The sequence below is a fragment of the Rhodococcus (subgen. Prescottella) equi genome (genome assembly GCF_003013675.1).
Taxonomy (GTDB): Bacteria; Actinomycetota; Actinomycetes; order Mycobacteriales; family Mycobacteriaceae; genus Prescottella; species Prescottella equi.
Map to the genome: position 1 here is coordinate 904,437 of NZ_CP027793.1, position 16,391 is coordinate 920,827.

Genomic DNA, 16,391 nt, shown 5'->3' on the forward strand with positions numbered 1-16,391 from the left:
GACGAGCATGAGCCACTGCGTCTTCTGCGCCATCGTCGCCGGCAAGGCGGAATCGAGTCTCGTGTACGAGGACGAGCACACGACCGCGTTCATGGACATTCGTCCTTTCACCCCCGGCCATCTGCTGGTGGTACCGAAGACGCATGCGGCGGGCCTCGCCGAGTTGGATCCCGAGGACGGGGCGCGCTTGTTCCGTGTGGGGCAACGGATCGCAGGCGCACTGCGGGCAAGTACGGTGGGTGCGGAGGGGGTGAACTTCTTCCTCGCTGACGGAGTGGTAGCTGGTCAGGAGGTGTTCCACGTGCATCTTCACGTCGTTCCCCGGACGGCGGGTGACGGATTCGGTCTGCGCGGTCGCCCGACCGTGCCGCCGCGACCGGACCTCGACTATCTCGCGGGATCGATCCGCGGACGGCTGGGCGCTGCCGATGCCTGACGTGACGACGGCCTCTCCATACCTGCATCAGCGTTTTCCGGAACTGGCGAAATCCCTTCCGCACGTGCGGCTGGGGACGTCGCCGACACCCGTGCGCAAACTCGAGGGACTCGGCATCGGGGACCGGATCTGGCTCAAGGACGACAGCCGCTTCGGCTCCGGTGGGTGGGGCGGCAACAAGGTTCGCAAACTCGAGTGGATCATCCCCGACGTCCTGGCGCGGAAGTCGAAGCGCATCATCACCGTCGGCGGTCTCGGGACCAACTGGGGTCTCGCGACCGCGTTGTACGCCGGCCAGTTCGGGATCGAGACCGCGCTGGCGCTGATCGACCAGCCGGTCGACGACCACGTCCGTGCTCAACTCGCTCGGCTGCAGCGTTCCGGTGCCGCCCTGCACTTCACCCGCACCAAGGCCCGCACCTTCGCGGTCGCGCCGTGGCTCATGGTTCGACACATGAAAGGCGGCCGGCTGCCCTACTACCTGCCGCCGGGCGGCTCCTCGCCGATCGGCGCGCTCGGCTACGTCGAGGCCGCGCTGGAACTGGCAGCCCAGGTCGACGCCGGCGAGATCCCCGAACCGGCGCACATCGTCGCGCCCGTCGGCTCCGGCGGCACCGTCGCCGGACTGCTCCTCGGGCTACGGCTCGCCGGTCTGCGAACCGGCGTCGTCGCGGTGGTCGTCAACGACACCCTGCCGTTGGGGCAGCGTGAGATCCGGGATCTGGCGGGACGCTCCGAATCGTTACTGCGGCAACGCGGTGCCGACCTCGGCGACATCGACCTGCGTTCGGCGCCGCTGACCGTGACGCGCGAATACCTCGGCCCCGGTTACGGATACGCCACCGCGGAAGGGCGGGCCGCGCAACGTGTCGGGCACGAATTCGGCATCCCGCTCGACCCCGTCTATACCGCCAAGGCGTTCGCCGGCCTGCTCGAGATCGATGCGCACACGCGCGGTGGGGACGGCCCGATCGTCATGCTCGACACCTTCGGTCCGCGCCCGGACTGAGGTCGCTACGAAAGGCTCCGGCCGACCGGACGCGGAATCGAGGGGTGCCCGAACCTGCGCAGGCAGACCTTCCGGAGTCGCTCGTCGAACTCTCGGGGCGTGATGCCGAACGTCACGAAGATGTCCTCCCGCCGGGGGCCACCGTACGGCTGCCACCGCACTGCGAACGTGATGATGTGGTCGTCGTCGGCGTCCATGGTCTCGCTCCTCGCTCGTCACGCGTCGGAAATCGTTGATCAGTGGTTCTGCTTCTGCGTTGCAGAACGGCCGGTAGCAAAGCGAGACCGGCGCTCGGATTCGGTGAGCCCGCCCCACACTCCGTGCCGTTCCTCGTGCTCGAGCGCGTATGTTCGGCACTCGACGAGGACCGGACATCGTTCGCAGATCTTCTTCGCAGCCTGCTCCAGACGGATCCGTTCTCCCCAGGTGCGCGTCCGCTGCGGGAAGAACATGTCGGTTGCAGACGCGCGACATCGAGCCGAGGCCTGCCAGGTCGCGTCGGATATACGTCGAACTGCGGGGATGACGTCGCGATGTGCGGTCACGGCCGGAGTGAATCCTTCCTGGAGGGGAATCGGTCCGCGGGAAACTCGTGCCAGGGTGGGCGCACCACCACCATTTATCCGGTGATGCGCCCACACCCGCGCGTCAGATCGCTGCCGAACCGCCGTCCACCGGCAGATTCACTCCGGTGATGAAACGGGCCTCGTCGGACGCGAGGAAGAGGACTGCGTTCGACACATCCACCGGTTCCACCCACGGTGCGGGCAGCGCCAGCAGAGTCGACGACGCCTCGGCGAACTCGTCCGCGGTGGGGTTCTCGCGATCCGGCCGGAACAGGCGCCACACCGCGTCGTTCTGGATCATGTCGGTGTTGCAGTTGGTCGGGGAGACGACGTTGACGCGGATCGAATGCGGCGCCAGTTCCATCGTCAGCGACTTCATGAGCCCGATGACGCCGTGCTTCGACGTCACATAATGGCCGAACCGTGCGAAGCCCTTCGTCCCGGCGTCCGACGACGTGATCACGACCGTTCCGCCGCGTCCGCCCCGGATCAGGTGTGGCACAGCGGCTTTGCAGGTGTTGAACACGCCGGTGACGTTCACGTCGATGACGTCCGCCCAGTCGCCGACGCGGATGTCCTGGACGTCGTCGCCGAACTGGAAGATGCCGGCGTTCGCCGCGACGATGTCGAGCCGCCCCAACTCCTCCACTGCCGCAGTCAGTCCGGCTTCGAGGGCGTCGTAGTCGCGAACGTCGGCCTTGTAGGCCACGATTCGACGCCCCTCCTTCTCGACCAGTCGCACGGTCTCGGCGAGATCCTCGTCCGTGGCCGGTGCGTAGAAGTCCGACGTGCGTCCCACGTCGCCGCAGACGTCGACGGCGATGATGTCGGCGCCCTCCTGCGCGAGTCGAACCGCGTGACTGCGGCCCTGCCCGCGAGCGGCGCCCGTGATGAATGCAACCTTGCCGGCGACCCGACCTGTCATGCCCTGCTCCAATTCTCGTGCTGTCGTGGTCACTGCGCGATCTCCAGTTCGCCCATCCGTGACCACTCGGTTCCGGGAACCTCGGTGTTGATGATTCGGGGGGTCTCGCTCAGCGCGGGACGCATGGATTCGAGGCCGCGACGGAAATGGTCCGCGGCGACGTGCTCCGCGCCCGCCTCCGCGTCGCGGAAGGCCTCCACGAGCACGTACTCGGACGGGTCGTCGACGCTGCGTGACCACTCGTACCAGAGGTTTCCGGTCTCCGAGCGGGTGGCGTCGGTGAAGTCCTTCGTGATGGAGAGCCAGTTCTCCTGATGTTCGGGGAGGACCTTGAACTTGACGACGATGAAGATCATCGGGGTACTACCTCGTTCTGATGGTTCGATCGAATACCGGTGCGCACGAGGGTGCGGACCGGGGTGGGAGGTATGGCGAACGGAGCCGAGGTCCGTCGATGGGCCCCGACCTACCGTGGTGGGATGGTGTTGTGCGAAGAGCTGCCGGTCGTCAGGACGGCGAGTACTCGTACGAGACCTTGTGCATCTTCAGTTCCATGAAGGTCTCGAACTCGCGGACGCCGCCGATCTCCGGGATCCGCTTGTGCAGCAGATCGTTCAGGTGATCGTTGTCGCGGCAGACCAGCTGTACGTACACGTCCGCGTGCCCGATGCACGTGGACACGTAGGTTGCTTCCTCCCAGGCGGTGAACTCGGCGACCACATGATCGTGGTGGCCGGGTTCGACCCGGACGAGGAGGAAGGCGAGAACGCGGTAACCGAGTCGGAACGGGTCGGCGATGGCGACGATGTTGAGCACACCGGACTCCTGCATCCGGCCTGTCCTGATCCGCACAGTGCCTTCGGAGACACCGAGTTCGCGTGCGATCTGGCGGTAGGGCATGCGGCCGTCGCCCTGCAGCAGGCGCAGGATGCCACGGTCGATGTCGTCGAGGCCCTCGACCGAGATCTCGGATCCTCCCATGGACTCCGCACTCCCCGTGATCGTCATCTTGCGCACCGGATCAGTCTATGTGCTACGCAATCGTCATGGTCGGCGACTCGCGTCGACATGTTCCGTAATCCTCACGCGGTCGGCGCGAAGTCCGCGTCCGGAACCAGAACCGCACGTCCGCGCACCCTTCCGTGGTGCAGGTCGTCGAGCGCCTTGGCGAAATCCGAGAACGGGTACTTGACGGTGTGCAGGTGTACCCGGCCCTCGGCGGCGAGCGCCATGAGCTCCACCAGATCGTTGTAGGTGCCGACCAGGTTGCCGACGAAGTTGATCTCGGTGCTGATCACGTCGATCGTCGGGATGTCGAGGTTGCCGCCGTAGCCGATGACGTAGTACGAGCCCGCGCGGCGCAGCATCGCGACGCCCGCAGCGATCGCGGTGCCCTCGCCGACGAAGTCCAGCACCGCCTCGGCGCCCGCTCCGCCCGTCAGTTCGAGCACCCGCTCGGCCTCGGTGCCGTCGGCGACGACGGTGACGTCGGCGCCGATCTCCTCGGCCAGCTGCAGGGCGGCGGGCGACTGGTCGACGACGACGATGCGTGCCGCGGTGAGTGCCTTCAGAACCTGGATGCCGATGTGGCCGAGCCCGCCGGCGCCGATGACCGCGACGGTCTGTCCCGGGCGCAGGATCTCGGCGGCCTTGCGGGCCGCGTGGTACGCGGTCAGCCCGGCATCGGCGAGCGCCGCGACGTCGGCCGGTGCGAGCGACGGGTCGAGCTTGACCACACTGCGCGCGGACGTTCGCAGGTATTCCGCCATGCCGCCCTCGGCGTCGATGCCGGGGAAGTCGGAAGCGGTGCAGTGCACGTCGTCGCCGCTCCGGCAGGCGTGGCACAGGCCGCAGGTGGCGAGCGGGTGGAGGATGACCTTGTCGCCGACCGCGACGTTGGTGACGGCGGAGCCGATCTCGGTCACCGTGCCGGCGTTCTCGTGGCCGATCGTGTACGGGAGCCGAACGCCGCTCTTGTTCTGCCACTGGCCTTCGATGATGTGCAGATCGGTTCGGCACACACCGGCGCCCTCGACGCGGACGATGACGTCGTGCGGGCCCTGCAGGGTCGGCGCGGGCACCTCGTCGAGCGTCGGCTGCTGGTCGTATTCGTGTACGCGGACTGCCTTCATGTCAGCTCCTGGTCTCGGTGGGTAGTTCGGCGCAATCGGTCTGAACGGTTGCGCCGTCGGCCGGATCCGGATCCGGATCGGTGGGGTCGGGATGGTCGTCGCCTCGGACGCGCCATTCGATGGAGGTCTTGTCCTGGACGCGCTGCCGGTAGTACCAGAGCACGCAGGCGATCATGAGAATGCCTATGCCGGTGATGGTTTCGCTCAATCCGCCATAGCCGGTCAGGCCGGGGTTGAGGATGCCGACGCCGATCGCGAACGCGTTGATCGCGAACAGGATGCACGCGATCGGGATCCACGGCCGTGCCAGCCGGATCGGCCGGGGGATGTCGGGGCGGTCCCGGCGCAGCAGTACGAACGCGCCGACCGCGAGGGTCACGGCGGTGAGGTAACCGAGGTTGCTCGCCAGCAGGATCGCGATCGGCTCGCCGAGCACGATCAGCACGACGACGTTGATCATCATGTCAGTGGTGAGGGCCCGTCCGGGCACCCCGTATCGGTTGAGTACGCCGAGTTGCTTGATCGTCCCGCCCGAGCGGGAGATCCCGTAGAGCGATCGTCCGCCGTCGGCGGTCGCGGTCATCATGGCGATGATGAACGCGGCCATGATCGGTAGCTGGCCGAGCCACGAGTAGCTGCCCAGGATCTTGTCGAAGGCCAGGCCGATGTAGTTCACGGGGTTGGCCCCGATGGTCTCCTCGCCGAGCGCGCCGACCACGACGTAGGGAACCACGAGGTAGATGCCGAGGATCATCGCCGCCGAAGCGCGAAGCGCCCGCGACGTGTCCTTGACCGGATCCTTGTACTCGGCCGCGAAGCTGGCGCACACCTCCGTGCCGTACGTCGTCCACGCGGTGATGTAGAACCAGACGACGATGATCTTCCAGTCCAGGGGGGAACTGGCGCCGCTCCACGTGATTCGACTCATGTCGAAGTCGGCTCCGGAGGACACGAACGGCCCGACGACGAGGACCACCAGTCCGATGACGAGCAGGGCACCGGTGACCCGCGCGACGCCGGCGGCGATCTTGACGCCGAAGTAGTTGAGGGCCCACGCGGTGACGATCGCGCCGATCGCGATCAGATAGGGGAGCCCGAGTTCGTGGCCGATCGGAAGTCGTACGGCGATGTCGTTGTCGGGGAAGAACGCCTGCTCGATGAGTGTGCCGAGCACGACGCCCTCGACGGACAGGGACAGGGACCAACCCATCCAGTAGCCGAACGCTGCGATGGCGCCGAGGGGTGCGAAGTGACGCTTCCAGCCTTCGTAGGCGTAGACGGAGATGCCGCCGGATTTGTTGGGGAACATCGCGGCCATCTCCGCGAAGAGATGGCTCTGGAGGAACGCCAGGGTGCACGCGACTCCCCAGATCGCGATGGCGGTCCATCCACCGATGGCGCCGACGGTGTATCCGAGAGTGAGGAACAGGCCGATCGGCATGTTCAGAGCGAAGACCATGCCGTCACGCCAGGTGAGCGTGCGGACCATGGACTCGCTGTGGGCTGCCGCATGGGCAGGTTCGTGGCCGCTCTGTGGTGGCCGTGGTAAATCAGCTGAACTCACTGGATTTCCCTCCAGAGTTGCTGGTGCCGTGTCGGTCGGTTTCGGGGGCAGTCGCTGCCTGGGGCTTCAGGCGGTGGCGTCCTGCCATTCGGGAATGCTCCCGATTTCGGTTCGGTCTGCGATCCATTTGCGGCACTTGATCATCAGGCGGGGCTGACCGACGATGCAGGCGCCGACGAGTCTGCCGTCGCGCGAGTAGAGGGCCGCGAGATGGCCGGGCGTTCGGGAGAGGAACCGCACGGTGGCGTCACCTGTGGTGTCGCCGATGATGTCGATTCGACGCCCGAACTGGTCCGACCACACGTAGCCGACGGAATCGAGAGTCCGCTTCTCGTCCTCGATGAGATTGTGAGCCACGATCCTGGCCTGCTCCGTCGCGGATGTCCAGTGTTCGTGGCGGTGCAGGACGCCGTTGGCGTCCGCCCAGCACGCGGCGTCGCCGACGGCCCATACCCGGTGGCCGGCGCGCCCGGTCGGATCGCAGTGCACGCCGGCCGCGGAGGTGTCCAGGCCGGACCCGTCCAGCCACTCGACGTTCGGCACCGCGCCGACACCGACCAGGACGAGATCGGCGTCGATCGCCTGGCCGTCGTCGAGAACGACTCGTTCGATCCGGTCGGTTCCTTCGAGGTCCGCCACGGATCGTCCGCAGATGAGACGGACCCCGTGGTCCCGAGCAAGATCGCCGAGAATCGGCGCGACCGAGGCGCCGAGATTCCGGGAGAGGGGGATCTCGGCGACCTCGACGACCGTGACGTCGACACCCGATGCGCGCGCCGATGCCGCGACCTCGAGTCCGATGAACCCGCCACCGATGACGACCAGGTGGCGGCACGAGCGCAGCCGCTCCCGCAGGAGGTGGGCGTCGGTGAGCGTGCGCAGGGTGAAGACGCCGTCGCGGGCCTTCGGGAACGGATTCCGTGGCCGGGCGCCGGTGGCGATCACGAGGTCGTCGAACTCGATCTCGCTCAGCGTCGTCCGTAGCGATCCCCGCTGCGGGTCGAGGTGCAACGCACGCTCGCCGAGGCGGAGGTCGATCCCGTTGTCCGGGTACCAGGACTCGGGGTGGAACGCCAGGGTCTCGGCGGACTCGCCCTTCGTCAGTGCCGACTTCGACAGCGGGGGCCGGTCGTAGGGGAGGTCGGCCTCGTCGCCGACGAGGGTGATTGCGCCATCGAATCCCTTGTTGCGCAATCCTTCTGCTGTGCGGACGCCGGCGAGGGATGCGCCGGCGATCACGATGCTCGTCATTCGACTCACATCTCCAAGCTCAGCGCCGCGGCCGGACACGACCGCACGCCCTCTTCGACCTCGGCGAGCTGGTCGGGCGTGACCTCCCGGGTCAGGAGGACGACCTTCCCGTCGTCTCCGAGGTCGAACGCGTCGGGGGACGTCACCACGCAGTTCGCGTAGCCCTGGCACTTGCTCAGGTCAACCTTGATAGTGGCCATCTCGAGTCCTTCGAATGTCTGGTCAGGACGACAGTGCGGTCACCGCGGTGCGCATGAAGCTCTGCAGCGGGCTCTCGCTGTCGAGCAGGAGGCGGCCGGCGGGCACGCGGCCCGAGTTGTAGCCGATCTGCTGGATGTCGGTGGCGCGCTTGTCCTCGATGAGGGTGCGGTCCCACATGTCGAGCCATTCCTTCACGACCACCGGGTCGGCGCCGGGCTTGGCGTACATGTCCACGAAGGCCCAGCACTTCTCGGGCGAGACCGGCTGGACGCTGCCCACGAAGCCGACGTAGTCGTCGAGCGCGAAGAACGACGAGGGGAAGGTGAACGCGAACCGGAAGCCCTCCAGTCCGGCGGGGTCGACGCCCGACGGGAGCCACTTGATGGGGCCCTGGTGCCAGATCGTGTTCGCGTCCGAATCGATCGCGTAGTCGTCGGGGTTGGTGTGGTACGTCTTGCCGAAGCTGGTGTTGTGCAGTGTGGGGCAGTGGTAGCACTCGACGGCGTTCTCCGCCCAGAGCTTCCAGTTGCACTCCATGTCGTACTCGTAGCGCACCTGGAATTCGTACTCGCGCAGATCGGTGTTGATCTCGGCGGCCCGTTCCCGGATCCCGGCAGTCACCGTGGACAGTGGGGCTGCGGCGGGGTCGGGGTTGACGAACACCCACTGGTCCCAGCGCTCGACCGAGACGGGCTCGAGCGAGATGGTCGTGCAGTCGAAGTTCGGCTCACGCTGCGAGCGGGGTGCCGTCTTGAGCCGACCGTCGAGGCCGTACGTCCATCCGTGGTACGGGCACTGCAGGAGCGGCTTGTTGCCGTTCTCCTCCGCGATCGCGTGCAGGCGGTGCCGGCACACGTTGACGAATCCCCGCAGCTGCCCGTCCTTGCCGTGCGTGACGATGATCGGCACCGACCCGGCGCGGGTGACCGCGTAGTCGCCGGGCTTCGCGACCGCGGATTCGTGGCACGCGTACTGCCACGACTTCGCGAAGATCTTCTCCTGTTCGAGTCGATGAATCTCGGGTGCGTAGTAGAAGGGCGCCGGAAGGGTCTCTCCCGCGTCGAGTCGGGCGAGCATCTCGTCGGTCGACGGCAGCCCGTACTTCGTCCGAACGTCTTCCATCTGAACCATCACTGGTCACAAGTCCTTTCGCTGTTGCTCAGCCGGGCCATGTAATGCAGCTCACAACCCGTTGCGTAACAGCATGCGGTCTTGGATACGCAAAGTCAACAGATAGTGCTCTATTGGCTACGCATTGCGTTGTCCTTGCGTGACTGTTGTGCGGGATGCGTTCCTCTGTGTGCGGAACTCGATGTACTTTGTCGCCATGAAGTGGTGGCTGCTGGTGGGTGCGATCGTCTGCGAGGTCGTTGCGACGTTGTCGTTACGCGCGGCCACCGACCATCCCTCGTGGTACGCGCTGGTGGTGATGGGTTACGTCGCCTCGTTCGGGTTCCTGTCCGCCGTTCTGCGGCGCATGGCCGTCGGGGTCGCGTACGGGATCTGGGGCGCCTGCGGAATCACGATCACTGCGGTGGCTGCGGCGGTCATCTTCGGGGATGCGCTGACCGTGCTCATGGGGTTCGGGATCGTCCTCGTCATCGCGGGGGTTCTGGTGGTCGAGCTGGGTGCGCAGGCAGCCGAAGACGAGCGCGCCGCGGGTGGCGCGGAGCGTCGGGAGTCGGCGCAGTGACTTGGATCCTGCTCGTTGCGGCGATCGTCGTCGAGGTCGCAGGAACGTTGTGCCTCAAGGCTTCCGACGGTGGTCGACGCCGGTGGTGGTTGTTGCCGACGGCCGCCGCCTACGTTGCCGCGTTCGGGCTGATCGCCGTCGTCCTCGATCGCGGCATGGCGGTCGGGGTCGTGTACGGCATCTGGGTCGCGTGCGGGGTCGCGTTGACTGCGATCCTGGGTCGCGTGATCTTCCGTGACCCGCTCACGCCCCGAATGGGACTGGGCATCGCGCTCATCATCGCCGGCGTGCTCGTGATCGAACTCGGCGCGGCGTCGGCCGCGTAGTTGCCGGAACTTCTGTCTCGGTCAAGTTCCATGCAAATGGACTCTTGTCCAGAAAGGTGTCGACCACCGCGAGTCCGGCGTGGTAGAACATGTTCCAGTTTGCTACTGGTTCGTGGCGGGTGTGGCCGATTGAGGGCGCTGTACCGGCCGCGCTCGCCGAAGGAATCCCATGCACTGGTACACCGGCAACACCGTCTACGACACCGTCCTGACCTGCGCATTCGCCTTCGCGGCGTTTGTGATCGTCGGCGGTTTCTTCGCCCAGAGTTCGTACGGCCGCTTCTCGTCCACCAACCTCGGTTTCAACCTGAACCCGAAGCTGGGGTGGTGGCTCATGGAGATCCCCGCGACCGTCGTCTTCGCGGTGTTCTATCTGAGCGGCCCCAATCGGTTAGAGCCCACGTCGCTGGTGCTCGCCGCGGTGTGGCTGCTGCACTACGCGAATCGCGGCTGGTTCTTCCCGCTGTCGATCCGTCAGGTCCCGGGCAAGCGCAGCACGTTCAACGTCTCGGTGATCGCGATGGGCGTGATCGTGACGTCGATGCACGGCTACCTCAACGGCGCGTTCTTCAGTCACGACTACATGCACCAGTACGACACCGCGTGGCTCACCGATCCCCGCTTCCTGATCGGACTGGTGGTCTACCTCGCCGGTTTCGCACTACTGGTGAATTCCGAGTCGATCGTCCGCAACCTGCGCGACAAGGACAACCCCGGCGCCACCGAGTACCGCATCCCGATGGGCGGCGGCTTCCGATTCGTCTCCAGCCCCGCGTATCTCGGTGAGTTGATCGCGTGGGCGGGTTTCGCACTGCTGACGTGGTCGCTCGCGGGTGTGGTCATCTTCCTCATCACCGCCGGCAACCTGATCCCCCGCGCACTCGCCACCCACAAGTGGTACCGGGACAAGTTCGTCGAATATCCCGGCGACCGCAAGGCGTTGATTCCCGGACTGGTCTGACTCGGCTTCCCGCTCCCGCCAGGGGAGCGGGACCACCGCTCAGTCGCCCCGCGCGCGGTCCGCGTGCCCGAGATTCCGGTCCGGGACGACGGCGTCGCGCACCAGTTTCTTCAGCGTCACGATGTCGGGAAATCCTCCGTCGCGCTTGCGATCCCACACCAACGTGTCGCCGGCGGTGACCTCGAAGATCCCGCCGGTACCGGGGATCATCGCCACCTCGCCGAGTTCCGTGCCGAAGGTGTTCAGCAACTCCTGGGCCATCCACCCGGCGCGGAGTAGCCAGTTGCACTGGGTGCAGTACGTGATGGTGACGCGGGCGGGGGAGGTCATCCCTCCAGGATCGCAGATCGGCGCCGGGCGCCGTGCCACTCGGTGACCGGACGACCCGCGACGAGGTGCTCGTCGACGAGACGATCGATCCGGTCGGCGGTGAGCCCGCAGTACCAGGTGTCGTCCGGGTACACCGCGACCACCGGTGCCTGCGAACACGGGAACATGCAGCCGGTCTGGGTGACGAGGACGTCGTCGTCACCAAGCCCGCGCGCCTCGAGCGCGTGGTCCAGCGCCTCCGCGGTTTCCGGGCCGCCGCGCGCCGAACACCGCGGTCCGCGGCACACCAGCACATGTCGGGTGAAGCCGGGCACCTCGTCCCATGCCGGTGACGTGAGGGGCGCGGTGGTGGTGCGGGCCGGTGTCGTTGCTCCGCTGATCGCGGCGTCGAGCAAATCCGTGTAGTTCGCGGTGTCGGACAGCGGCGGAGCCAGACGGACGTCGGGTGCCCCTGCCCCACGTTCGCGGAGCCAGTGTCCGACGACCCGTCTGAACCACGCGTCGATCTTGCGGTCCAGCACGGTCTGCGCACTCACCACCACGATCTCGGCGGCCCCGGACGCGGCGGCCTCGTCGAGGGCGCCGGTGACCGACGTCCCCGACCCGCCGAGCACCGCGGTGCGGAAGACGGTGTCGGGATGGCGCTCCCCGAGCGCGTGCAGTGCGGCGCGGACCTGGTCGCGCGGGTCGTCGCCGCGATCGGTGGGCGCGGTGACGACCACCCAGCGACGCGGACGAATGTCGTTCATGAGGAAAGCCTTTCGATTTCGGCGCCGGTCGTGCCGCACAACACCACCATGGGGCGTCCGGTGCGTGGATGCGGCTGGACGATCGCGTCGATGCCGTAGACGTCGGCGAGCAACTGTTCGGTGAGGACACTTTCGGGGGTGCCCTCGGTGACGACGCGGCCGCGGTCCAGGACCACGAGGTGATCGCAGTACATGGCGGCGAGGTTCAGGTCGTGCATCGCGGCGACGGTGGTGAGGCCGCGCGCGCGAATCAGGTCGAGCAGTTCGAGCGACGCGGAGACGTCGAGGTGGTTGGTGGGCTCGTCGAGCAGCACCACACAGGGACGTTGCGCAAACGCCCGTGCCAGTTGGGTCTTCTGTTTCTCGCCGCCGGACAGGCTCTGCCACAGGCGGTGTCGCAGGGCGGTGATCCCGGCCATCGCCAGGCTCTCGGTGACGATGTCGGCCGTCCCGGCGGCGGCCGGCCGGGCCCACCCGCCGCGGTGCGGAATCATGCCGAGTTCGACGATCTGTTCGACGGTCAACTCCAGTTCGGTTGCCGAATGCTGCTCCACGAGGGCCACCGTGCGGGCGAACTCGCGGCGGTCGATCTCGGCTGCGGGTTCGTCGCCGACCATCACACGCCCGGAGTCGGGGCGGGTGAGGCGGGCCATCGCGGACAGCAGCGACGTCTTCCCGGAGCCGTTCGGCCCGATGAGCCCGGTGACCCGTCGGGAGGGCGCGTGGCAGCTGACGCCGTCGAGGATCGTGGTGCCGTCCACCGACCACGTCACGGCCTCGGCCCGGATCTCGGGGGAGTGGTGGCTCATGCGCGGGCCCCTCGGCGTCGCAGCAACAGGACGAACACCGGCACACCGACGACCGCAGTGACGATGCTGATTGGTAGTTCACGACCGGGCATCACCGTCCGCGCGGCGATGTCCGCCCAGACCAGCAGGACGGCCCCTGCCAGTGCGACGACGGGCAACAGCCGAGCGTGCAACGGGCCGACGAGCATTCGGGCGGCGTGCGGGACGACCAGCCCGACGAACCCGATCACGCCGGACTGCGCGACCAGCGCGGCGGTGCACAGCGACGCGATCCCGTAGAGCACCCAGCGGGAGCGTTCGACGTCGGTGCCCAGGCTCGCGGCGGCGCGCGCACCGAAGGCGAACGAGTCGAGCACCCGCGCGTGCGCGAGCAGCACGCCGGTGGTGACGACGACGACCGCGGTGATGGTGACGAGGCCCGACCAGCGGGCCCCGGCGAACGAGCCGAGGGTCCACTGCAACACGCGGTGGGCGGCGTCGCGATCCCCGAAGAACACCAGCGCGGAGGTCAGTGCCGCCGCGAACTGGCCGACCGCGATGCCGGCCAGCACGAGGCGGCCGGGCAGGAGCGCGCCGGAGGGGGAGGTGGAGATGAGGAAGACCACCAGCAGGCTCGCCAGGGCCGCGACGAAGGCCGCGACCGACACCGCGCTCATGCCGAGCACACCGACCGTGCCGACCCCGGCCGTCAGCGCGAGTACCGCGCCGAGTGAGGCTCCACCGGACATGCCGAGGAGGTAGGGGTCGGCGAGCGCGTTGCCGGTGAGCGACTGCAACACCGCGCCGCACAGCGCGAGTCCGGCGCCGACCAGCGCCGCCGCAAGGACCCGGGGCAGCCGCAGGTCCACGACGATGTGCGTGGTCAGCAGGTCGGTGCCTGCTCCGACACCGAGACGTCCGGCGATCGCCTCCACCACGGTCCCGATCGAGAGGTCGGCGGCGCCGATCGCGACGCCGGCCGCGCAGCTCACCACGAGCAGCGCGGCCAGTGCCGCCGTCCAACCGGTGGCCGTCGTCGTTCGTACCCGGGCGGGAACCCGGGCGCTCACGCTCATGCCCGGCCGCCGCCCAGCTGCTCGGCGACGAGAGTTGCCCCCTCGATCAGACGCGGGCCGGGAGTGCTCGCCGAGAACGGCACCACGACGAACGCGTCGTCGCGGACGGCCTTCAGATCCTTCAGCGACGGATCGTTGCGGAGGTAGTCCTTCTTCGCCTCGGCCGTGTCCCACGACGCGTCGGCGAGAACGATGACGTCCGGGTTCGCCGCCAGCACGGTCTCCCAGCTGCCGTCCAGCCAGGCACCGTCGGAGCCGGCGAAGATGTTGGTGCCGCCGACCGCGTCGATGATGAGCTGCGGTCCGCCGGCATTGCCGCCGATGTACGGGGTGTCGGTGCCGCTGTCGTACCAGAAGACGCTGCGGCCGTTCGCCGCTGCGGTGGTCTCGATCCCGCTCAGCGTCTGGCGCATCTGCGCGACGACGGCGTCGGCGTCGGCCTCGCGCCCGAAGAGCGTGCCGTAGTCGGTGATCTCGGTCGCGATCGAGTCCCAGGACACCGCCGGACGCGTCGACTTGTCCTTGCAGGCGAACGGCGAGACGTAGGTGGCGATGCCCAGAGTGTCGAACGACTCGTGGGTACCGACGGCCTTGTCCTCGAACGCGCTCGAATACGACGCCAGCACCAGGTCCGGCTTGGTCTCGAGGAGCGCTTCCCGGCTCGGGTAGTCATTCTCGTCCAGCGCCGGGATCTGCGCGTACGCCGCCTGCCACTGCGCGGCGATGGTGTCGTCGAGGTACGCGGTGCCGGCCATCTGTCCCTCCGCGCCGATCGCGAGCGCCGACTCGGTGGCGCCCTGGTTGAGGGTGACGGCCCGCTCCGCCGGACCGTCGAGAGTGACGGTGCGGCCGCAGTTCTGCAGGGAGATCGACGCGGTGCCGGCGTCCTCGTCGGACGACCCGCCGCAGGCGGTGAGGGTGAGGGCTGCGGCGATCGACACCGCTGCTGTGGAGATGACTCGGCGAGAGATAGGGGTACGCAAAGCGACCCGCCTTCCATGACTCGTGGAAAACGTGCAGGTATGCGTCACGGCCGGTCTCCTGGCTCGGCAGGGATGACCGCCGACTACGCCTTCCCGGATGCGTGAGCATCCAGTGGCTGGGGTCGAACCCCTAGTAGTCGACGTACCTGCCCACAGTGGCGAGTACCGCGCCGGCTTCTACCGGACTTCCCGAACACCGTGACGACATCGTGAAGAATAGACGACCGGTGCCCGGGCAATGGTCGGCCTTGTCGGTTTCGTGCTGTTCGGCGGTCGAGGGCGCGGAAGGCGGTGCGGACCCCTCCGGGGTCGTCAGCGCATTACCTGGACCTGCTCCGCGATGTCGGCGGCGAGCGCCATCGCGGTCAGTGCCAGACCGCTGTTGAGGTCGTACCGCAGCTGCCCGACATGACCGTCTCGGACCGCGCGCACCCTTTTCCACGTCGGCGACTGGGCCTCGGCGGCGTCGGGATTCTGCAACAGGACGAAATCCGCCTGCTCGAAGATGTCGAGTTGTTCGAGCGCGTAGAAGGTGATTCCCCTGTTGTCCGCAGACGCGTTCGCGGGATCGGTCAGCACGTCCAATCCGAGATCGCGCGCCACCGACACCGCGAACGTGTCGTTCTGCAGCCAGAGTTGTCCCTTGTCCGCACCCGCGATCGCGATGGTCTTCCCGTCGAGAAGCCCGGCCATCGCGGCACGCGCCTGCGCCAGTTCGGCGTTGTAGCGAGCAACCACACGGTCGGCGACATCGCGTCGATCGAGTGCCGTCAACTGCTCGGTCATCGCTCGCTTCCACGTCGATCCGGGAGTCCCCTGGTCGACGACGAGAACCGGTGCGATGTCGGTCCCCAGGAGCTCCCGCTCCCGGTAGTAGTCCCACCAACCCTGACCCACGACCAGCAGATCCGGTTCGTAGCCGAGAATCGCCTCGGCGTTCGGTTCGTTGTTGGTGCCGCCGAGACGCTCCGTCCCGGCGGGCACTCGCTGCATGAGTTGCGACCTGTCGTCCCAGTTGGTGGCGACGATCGGGTACTCGGCGAGCAGGGCGAAGTCGAGCGCGGCTCGGGCCTCGAGCACCACGACACGCTGTGGGTCACGCGGGAGCCGGTATCGCTCGTCGCCCACCGCGATCTCGACCGACGCGTCGGACGTCGCACTGTTCCCCGGTCTGGTCGAGCACGCCGACAGTGCGCCCAGGGCGCCGAGCGCGGCCGCGCCGGTGAGGAAACCGCGTCGGGTCAGGGCATCGACGAGAGTGCCGAATTCACGGTCCATGCCTCGTGTGGTGCGCGCGGACGTCGGGCGGCGGACGTCGCCGTTCCAGTTTCCGAGGCGGGCGTCGGTCTTCGTCGATTCGATCACGGGCATGGATACGGCGCTCCGTCCGATAGGTCGGTC

The 16,391-nt window shown here is 67.6% G+C and carries 21 protein-coding genes and 1 riboswitch; of the genes, 5 read left to right on the forward strand and 16 right to left on the reverse strand.

The genetic code is table 11. From position 1 onward, the window contains the following. Positions 1–7: 7 nt before the first annotated feature. Both C7H75_RS04165 and C7H75_RS04170 read left to right on the forward strand, forming a co-directional pair. The gene (locus C7H75_RS04165) at positions 8–436 is read left to right on the forward strand and encodes an HIT family protein (protein ID WP_005515459.1); all 429 of its coding nucleotides are present in this window, start codon (positions 8–10) and stop codon (positions 434–436) included. Further along, entirely contained in the window at positions 429–1,445 is a 1,017-nt protein-coding gene (locus C7H75_RS04170; protein ID WP_005515458.1) for a 1-aminocyclopropane-1-carboxylate deaminase/D-cysteine desulfhydrase, read from the forward strand. The genes C7H75_RS04165 and C7H75_RS04170 overlap by 8 nt, the downstream gene beginning before the upstream one ends. Before the next feature lie 5 nt (positions 1,446–1,450). On the opposite strand, the gene C7H75_RS04175 is transcribed toward C7H75_RS04170, so the two are convergent. The 10 genes from C7H75_RS04175 to C7H75_RS04220 form a co-directional block, all read right to left on the reverse strand. Then, positions 1,451–1,642 (reverse strand): hypothetical protein, encoded by a 192-nt coding sequence (locus C7H75_RS04175; protein WP_005515457.1) that lies wholly within the window; start codon positions 1,640–1,642, stop codon positions 1,451–1,453. Positions 1,643–1,681: 39 nt separating this feature from the next. Beyond that, a complete protein-coding gene (locus tag C7H75_RS04180) occupies positions 1,682–2,086 on the reverse strand; it encodes a WhiB family transcriptional regulator (RefSeq protein WP_307803154.1) in 405 nt (134 codons plus the stop codon). A gap of 7 nt (positions 2,087–2,093) precedes the next feature. After that, a complete protein-coding gene (locus tag C7H75_RS04185) occupies positions 2,094–2,936 on the reverse strand; it encodes a mycofactocin-coupled SDR family oxidoreductase (protein ID WP_022594177.1) in 843 nt (280 codons plus the stop codon). Between the two features lie 29 nt (positions 2,937–2,965). Next, positions 2,966–3,292, reverse strand: coding sequence for a putative quinol monooxygenase (locus C7H75_RS04190; RefSeq protein ID WP_005515454.1), 327 nt, complete (start codon positions 3,290–3,292; stop codon positions 2,966–2,968). A 151-nt stretch (positions 3,293–3,443) separates the two neighbouring features. Further along, positions 3,444–3,944: an Lrp/AsnC family transcriptional regulator gene (locus C7H75_RS04195; RefSeq protein ID WP_005515453.1), complete on the reverse strand. Its 501-nt coding sequence runs from the start codon at positions 3,942–3,944 to the stop codon at positions 3,444–3,446. A 74-nt stretch (positions 3,945–4,018) separates the two neighbouring features. Continuing rightward, positions 4,019–5,068 carry an NAD(P)-dependent alcohol dehydrogenase gene (locus tag C7H75_RS04200; protein WP_005515450.1) on the reverse strand — a complete coding sequence of 350 codons (1,050 nt, stop codon included), beginning with the start codon at positions 5,066–5,068 and terminating at the stop codon, positions 4,019–4,021. 1 nt (position 5,069) lies between these two features. Further along, positions 5,070–6,557: an APC family permease gene (locus C7H75_RS04205; protein WP_106850972.1), complete on the reverse strand. Its 1,488-nt coding sequence runs from the start codon at positions 6,555–6,557 to the stop codon at positions 5,070–5,072. Positions 6,558–6,698: 141 nt separating this feature from the next. Next, entirely contained in the window at positions 6,699–7,883 is a 1,185-nt protein-coding gene (locus C7H75_RS04210) for an NAD(P)/FAD-dependent oxidoreductase (RefSeq protein WP_106850973.1), read from the reverse strand. Positions 7,884–7,888: 5 nt separating this feature from the next. Continuing rightward, positions 7,889–8,083, reverse strand: coding sequence for a ferredoxin (locus tag C7H75_RS04215; RefSeq protein ID WP_064078449.1), 195 nt, complete (start codon positions 8,081–8,083; stop codon positions 7,889–7,891). A 22-nt stretch (positions 8,084–8,105) separates the two neighbouring features. Continuing rightward, positions 8,106–9,206, reverse strand: coding sequence for an aromatic ring-hydroxylating oxygenase subunit alpha (locus tag C7H75_RS04220; RefSeq protein ID WP_233281855.1), 1,101 nt, complete (start codon positions 9,204–9,206; stop codon positions 8,106–8,108). Between the two features lie 205 nt (positions 9,207–9,411). On the opposite strand from C7H75_RS04220, the gene C7H75_RS04225 reads away from it, so the two are divergent. From C7H75_RS04225 to C7H75_RS04235, 3 genes are all read left to right on the forward strand, one after another. Then, complete coding sequence (locus C7H75_RS04225; protein ID WP_013414924.1) at positions 9,412–9,777, forward strand: DMT family transporter; 366 nt, start codon at positions 9,412–9,414, stop codon at positions 9,775–9,777. After that, positions 9,774–10,103 (forward strand): DMT family transporter, encoded by a 330-nt coding sequence (locus C7H75_RS04230; protein WP_005515444.1) that lies wholly within the window; start codon positions 9,774–9,776, stop codon positions 10,101–10,103. The genes C7H75_RS04225 and C7H75_RS04230 overlap by 4 nt, the downstream gene beginning before the upstream one ends. Positions 10,104–10,272: 169 nt before the next feature. Continuing rightward, entirely contained in the window at positions 10,273–11,064 is a 792-nt protein-coding gene (locus tag C7H75_RS04235) for a phosphatidylethanolamine N-methyltransferase family domain-containing protein (protein ID WP_081183418.1), read from the forward strand. A 39-nt stretch (positions 11,065–11,103) separates the two neighbouring features. On the opposite strand, the gene C7H75_RS04240 is transcribed toward C7H75_RS04235, so the two are convergent. From C7H75_RS04240 to C7H75_RS04265, 6 genes are all read right to left on the reverse strand, one after another. Further along, the gene (locus tag C7H75_RS04240) at positions 11,104–11,394 is read right to left on the reverse strand and encodes an Rdx family protein (RefSeq protein WP_081121545.1); all 291 of its coding nucleotides are present in this window, start codon (positions 11,392–11,394) and stop codon (positions 11,104–11,106) included. Further along, positions 11,391–12,143 carry a (2Fe-2S) ferredoxin domain-containing protein gene (locus C7H75_RS04245; protein ID WP_084870347.1) on the reverse strand — a complete coding sequence of 251 codons (753 nt, stop codon included), beginning with the start codon at positions 12,141–12,143 and terminating at the stop codon, positions 11,391–11,393. The genes C7H75_RS04240 and C7H75_RS04245 overlap by 4 nt, the downstream gene beginning before the upstream one ends. Continuing rightward, entirely contained in the window at positions 12,140–12,952 is an 813-nt protein-coding gene (locus tag C7H75_RS04250; RefSeq protein WP_064059693.1) for an ABC transporter ATP-binding protein, read from the reverse strand. The genes C7H75_RS04245 and C7H75_RS04250 overlap by 4 nt, the downstream gene beginning before the upstream one ends. Further along, on the reverse strand, positions 12,949–14,007 hold the full coding sequence (locus C7H75_RS04255) for a FecCD family ABC transporter permease (protein WP_106850975.1): 1,059 nt from the start codon (positions 14,005–14,007) through the stop codon (positions 12,949–12,951). The genes C7H75_RS04250 and C7H75_RS04255 overlap by 4 nt, the downstream gene beginning before the upstream one ends. Further along, positions 14,004–14,948 carry an ABC transporter substrate-binding protein gene (locus tag C7H75_RS04260; protein WP_084985574.1) on the reverse strand — a complete coding sequence of 315 codons (945 nt, stop codon included), beginning with the start codon at positions 14,946–14,948 and terminating at the stop codon, positions 14,004–14,006. The genes C7H75_RS04255 and C7H75_RS04260 overlap by 4 nt, the downstream gene beginning before the upstream one ends. Positions 14,949–15,021: 73 nt before the next feature. Continuing rightward, a riboswitch (cobalamin riboswitch) is annotated at positions 15,022–15,206 on the reverse strand. A gap of 96 nt (positions 15,207–15,302) precedes the next feature. Continuing rightward, entirely contained in the window at positions 15,303–16,361 is a 1,059-nt protein-coding gene (locus C7H75_RS04265) for an ABC transporter substrate-binding protein (protein WP_106850976.1), read from the reverse strand. Between the last annotated feature and the right edge of the window lie 30 nt (positions 16,362–16,391).

Excerpts from the sequence above, each read along its gene's own strand:
- C7H75_RS04215 (WP_064078449.1), bottom strand. The coding sequence starts at position 8,083 with ATGGCCACTATCAAGGTTGACCTGAGCAAGTGCCAGGGCTACGCGAAC.
- C7H75_RS04170 (WP_005515458.1), top strand. The coding sequence starts at position 429 with ATGCCTGACGTGACGACGGCCTCTCCATACCTGCATCAGCGTTTTCCG.
- C7H75_RS04240 (WP_081121545.1), bottom strand. The coding sequence starts at position 11,394 with ATGACCTCCCCCGCCCGCGTCACCATCACGTACTGCACCCAGTGCAAC.
- C7H75_RS04225 (WP_013414924.1), top strand. The coding sequence starts at position 9,412 with ATGAAGTGGTGGCTGCTGGTGGGTGCGATCGTCTGCGAGGTCGTTGCG.
- C7H75_RS04265 (WP_106850976.1), bottom strand. The coding sequence starts at position 16,361 with ATGCCCGTGATCGAATCGACGAAGACCGACGCCCGCCTCGGAAACTGG.
- C7H75_RS04195 (WP_005515453.1), bottom strand. The coding sequence starts at position 3,944 with ATGACGATCACGGGGAGTGCGGAGTCCATGGGAGGATCCGAGATCTCG.
- C7H75_RS04185 (WP_022594177.1), bottom strand. The coding sequence starts at position 2,936 with ATGACAGGTCGGGTCGCCGGCAAGGTTGCATTCATCACGGGCGCCGCT.
- C7H75_RS04235 (WP_081183418.1), top strand. The coding sequence starts at position 10,273 with ATGCACTGGTACACCGGCAACACCGTCTACGACACCGTCCTGACCTGC.
- C7H75_RS04250 (WP_064059693.1), bottom strand. The coding sequence starts at position 12,952 with ATGAGCCACCACTCCCCCGAGATCCGGGCCGAGGCCGTGACGTGGTCG.
- C7H75_RS04220 (WP_233281855.1), bottom strand. The coding sequence starts at position 9,206 with ATGGAAGACGTTCGGACGAAGTACGGGCTGCCGTCGACCGACGAGATG.
- C7H75_RS04190 (WP_005515454.1), bottom strand. The coding sequence starts at position 3,292 with ATGATCTTCATCGTCGTCAAGTTCAAGGTCCTCCCCGAACATCAGGAG.
- C7H75_RS04200 (WP_005515450.1), bottom strand. The coding sequence starts at position 5,068 with ATGAAGGCAGTCCGCGTACACGAATACGACCAGCAGCCGACGCTCGAC.
- C7H75_RS04205 (WP_106850972.1), bottom strand. The coding sequence starts at position 6,557 with ATGGTCCGCACGCTCACCTGGCGTGACGGCATGGTCTTCGCTCTGAAC.
- C7H75_RS04210 (WP_106850973.1), bottom strand. The coding sequence starts at position 7,883 with ATGACGAGCATCGTGATCGCCGGCGCATCCCTCGCCGGCGTCCGCACA.
- C7H75_RS04165 (WP_005515459.1), top strand. The coding sequence starts at position 8 with ATGAGCCACTGCGTCTTCTGCGCCATCGTCGCCGGCAAGGCGGAATCG.
- C7H75_RS04255 (WP_106850975.1), bottom strand. The coding sequence starts at position 14,007 with ATGAGCGTGAGCGCCCGGGTTCCCGCCCGGGTACGAACGACGACGGCC.
- C7H75_RS04245 (WP_084870347.1), bottom strand. The coding sequence starts at position 12,143 with ATGAACGACATTCGTCCGCGTCGCTGGGTGGTCGTCACCGCGCCCACC.
- C7H75_RS04175 (WP_005515457.1), bottom strand. The coding sequence starts at position 1,642 with ATGGACGCCGACGACGACCACATCATCACGTTCGCAGTGCGGTGGCAG.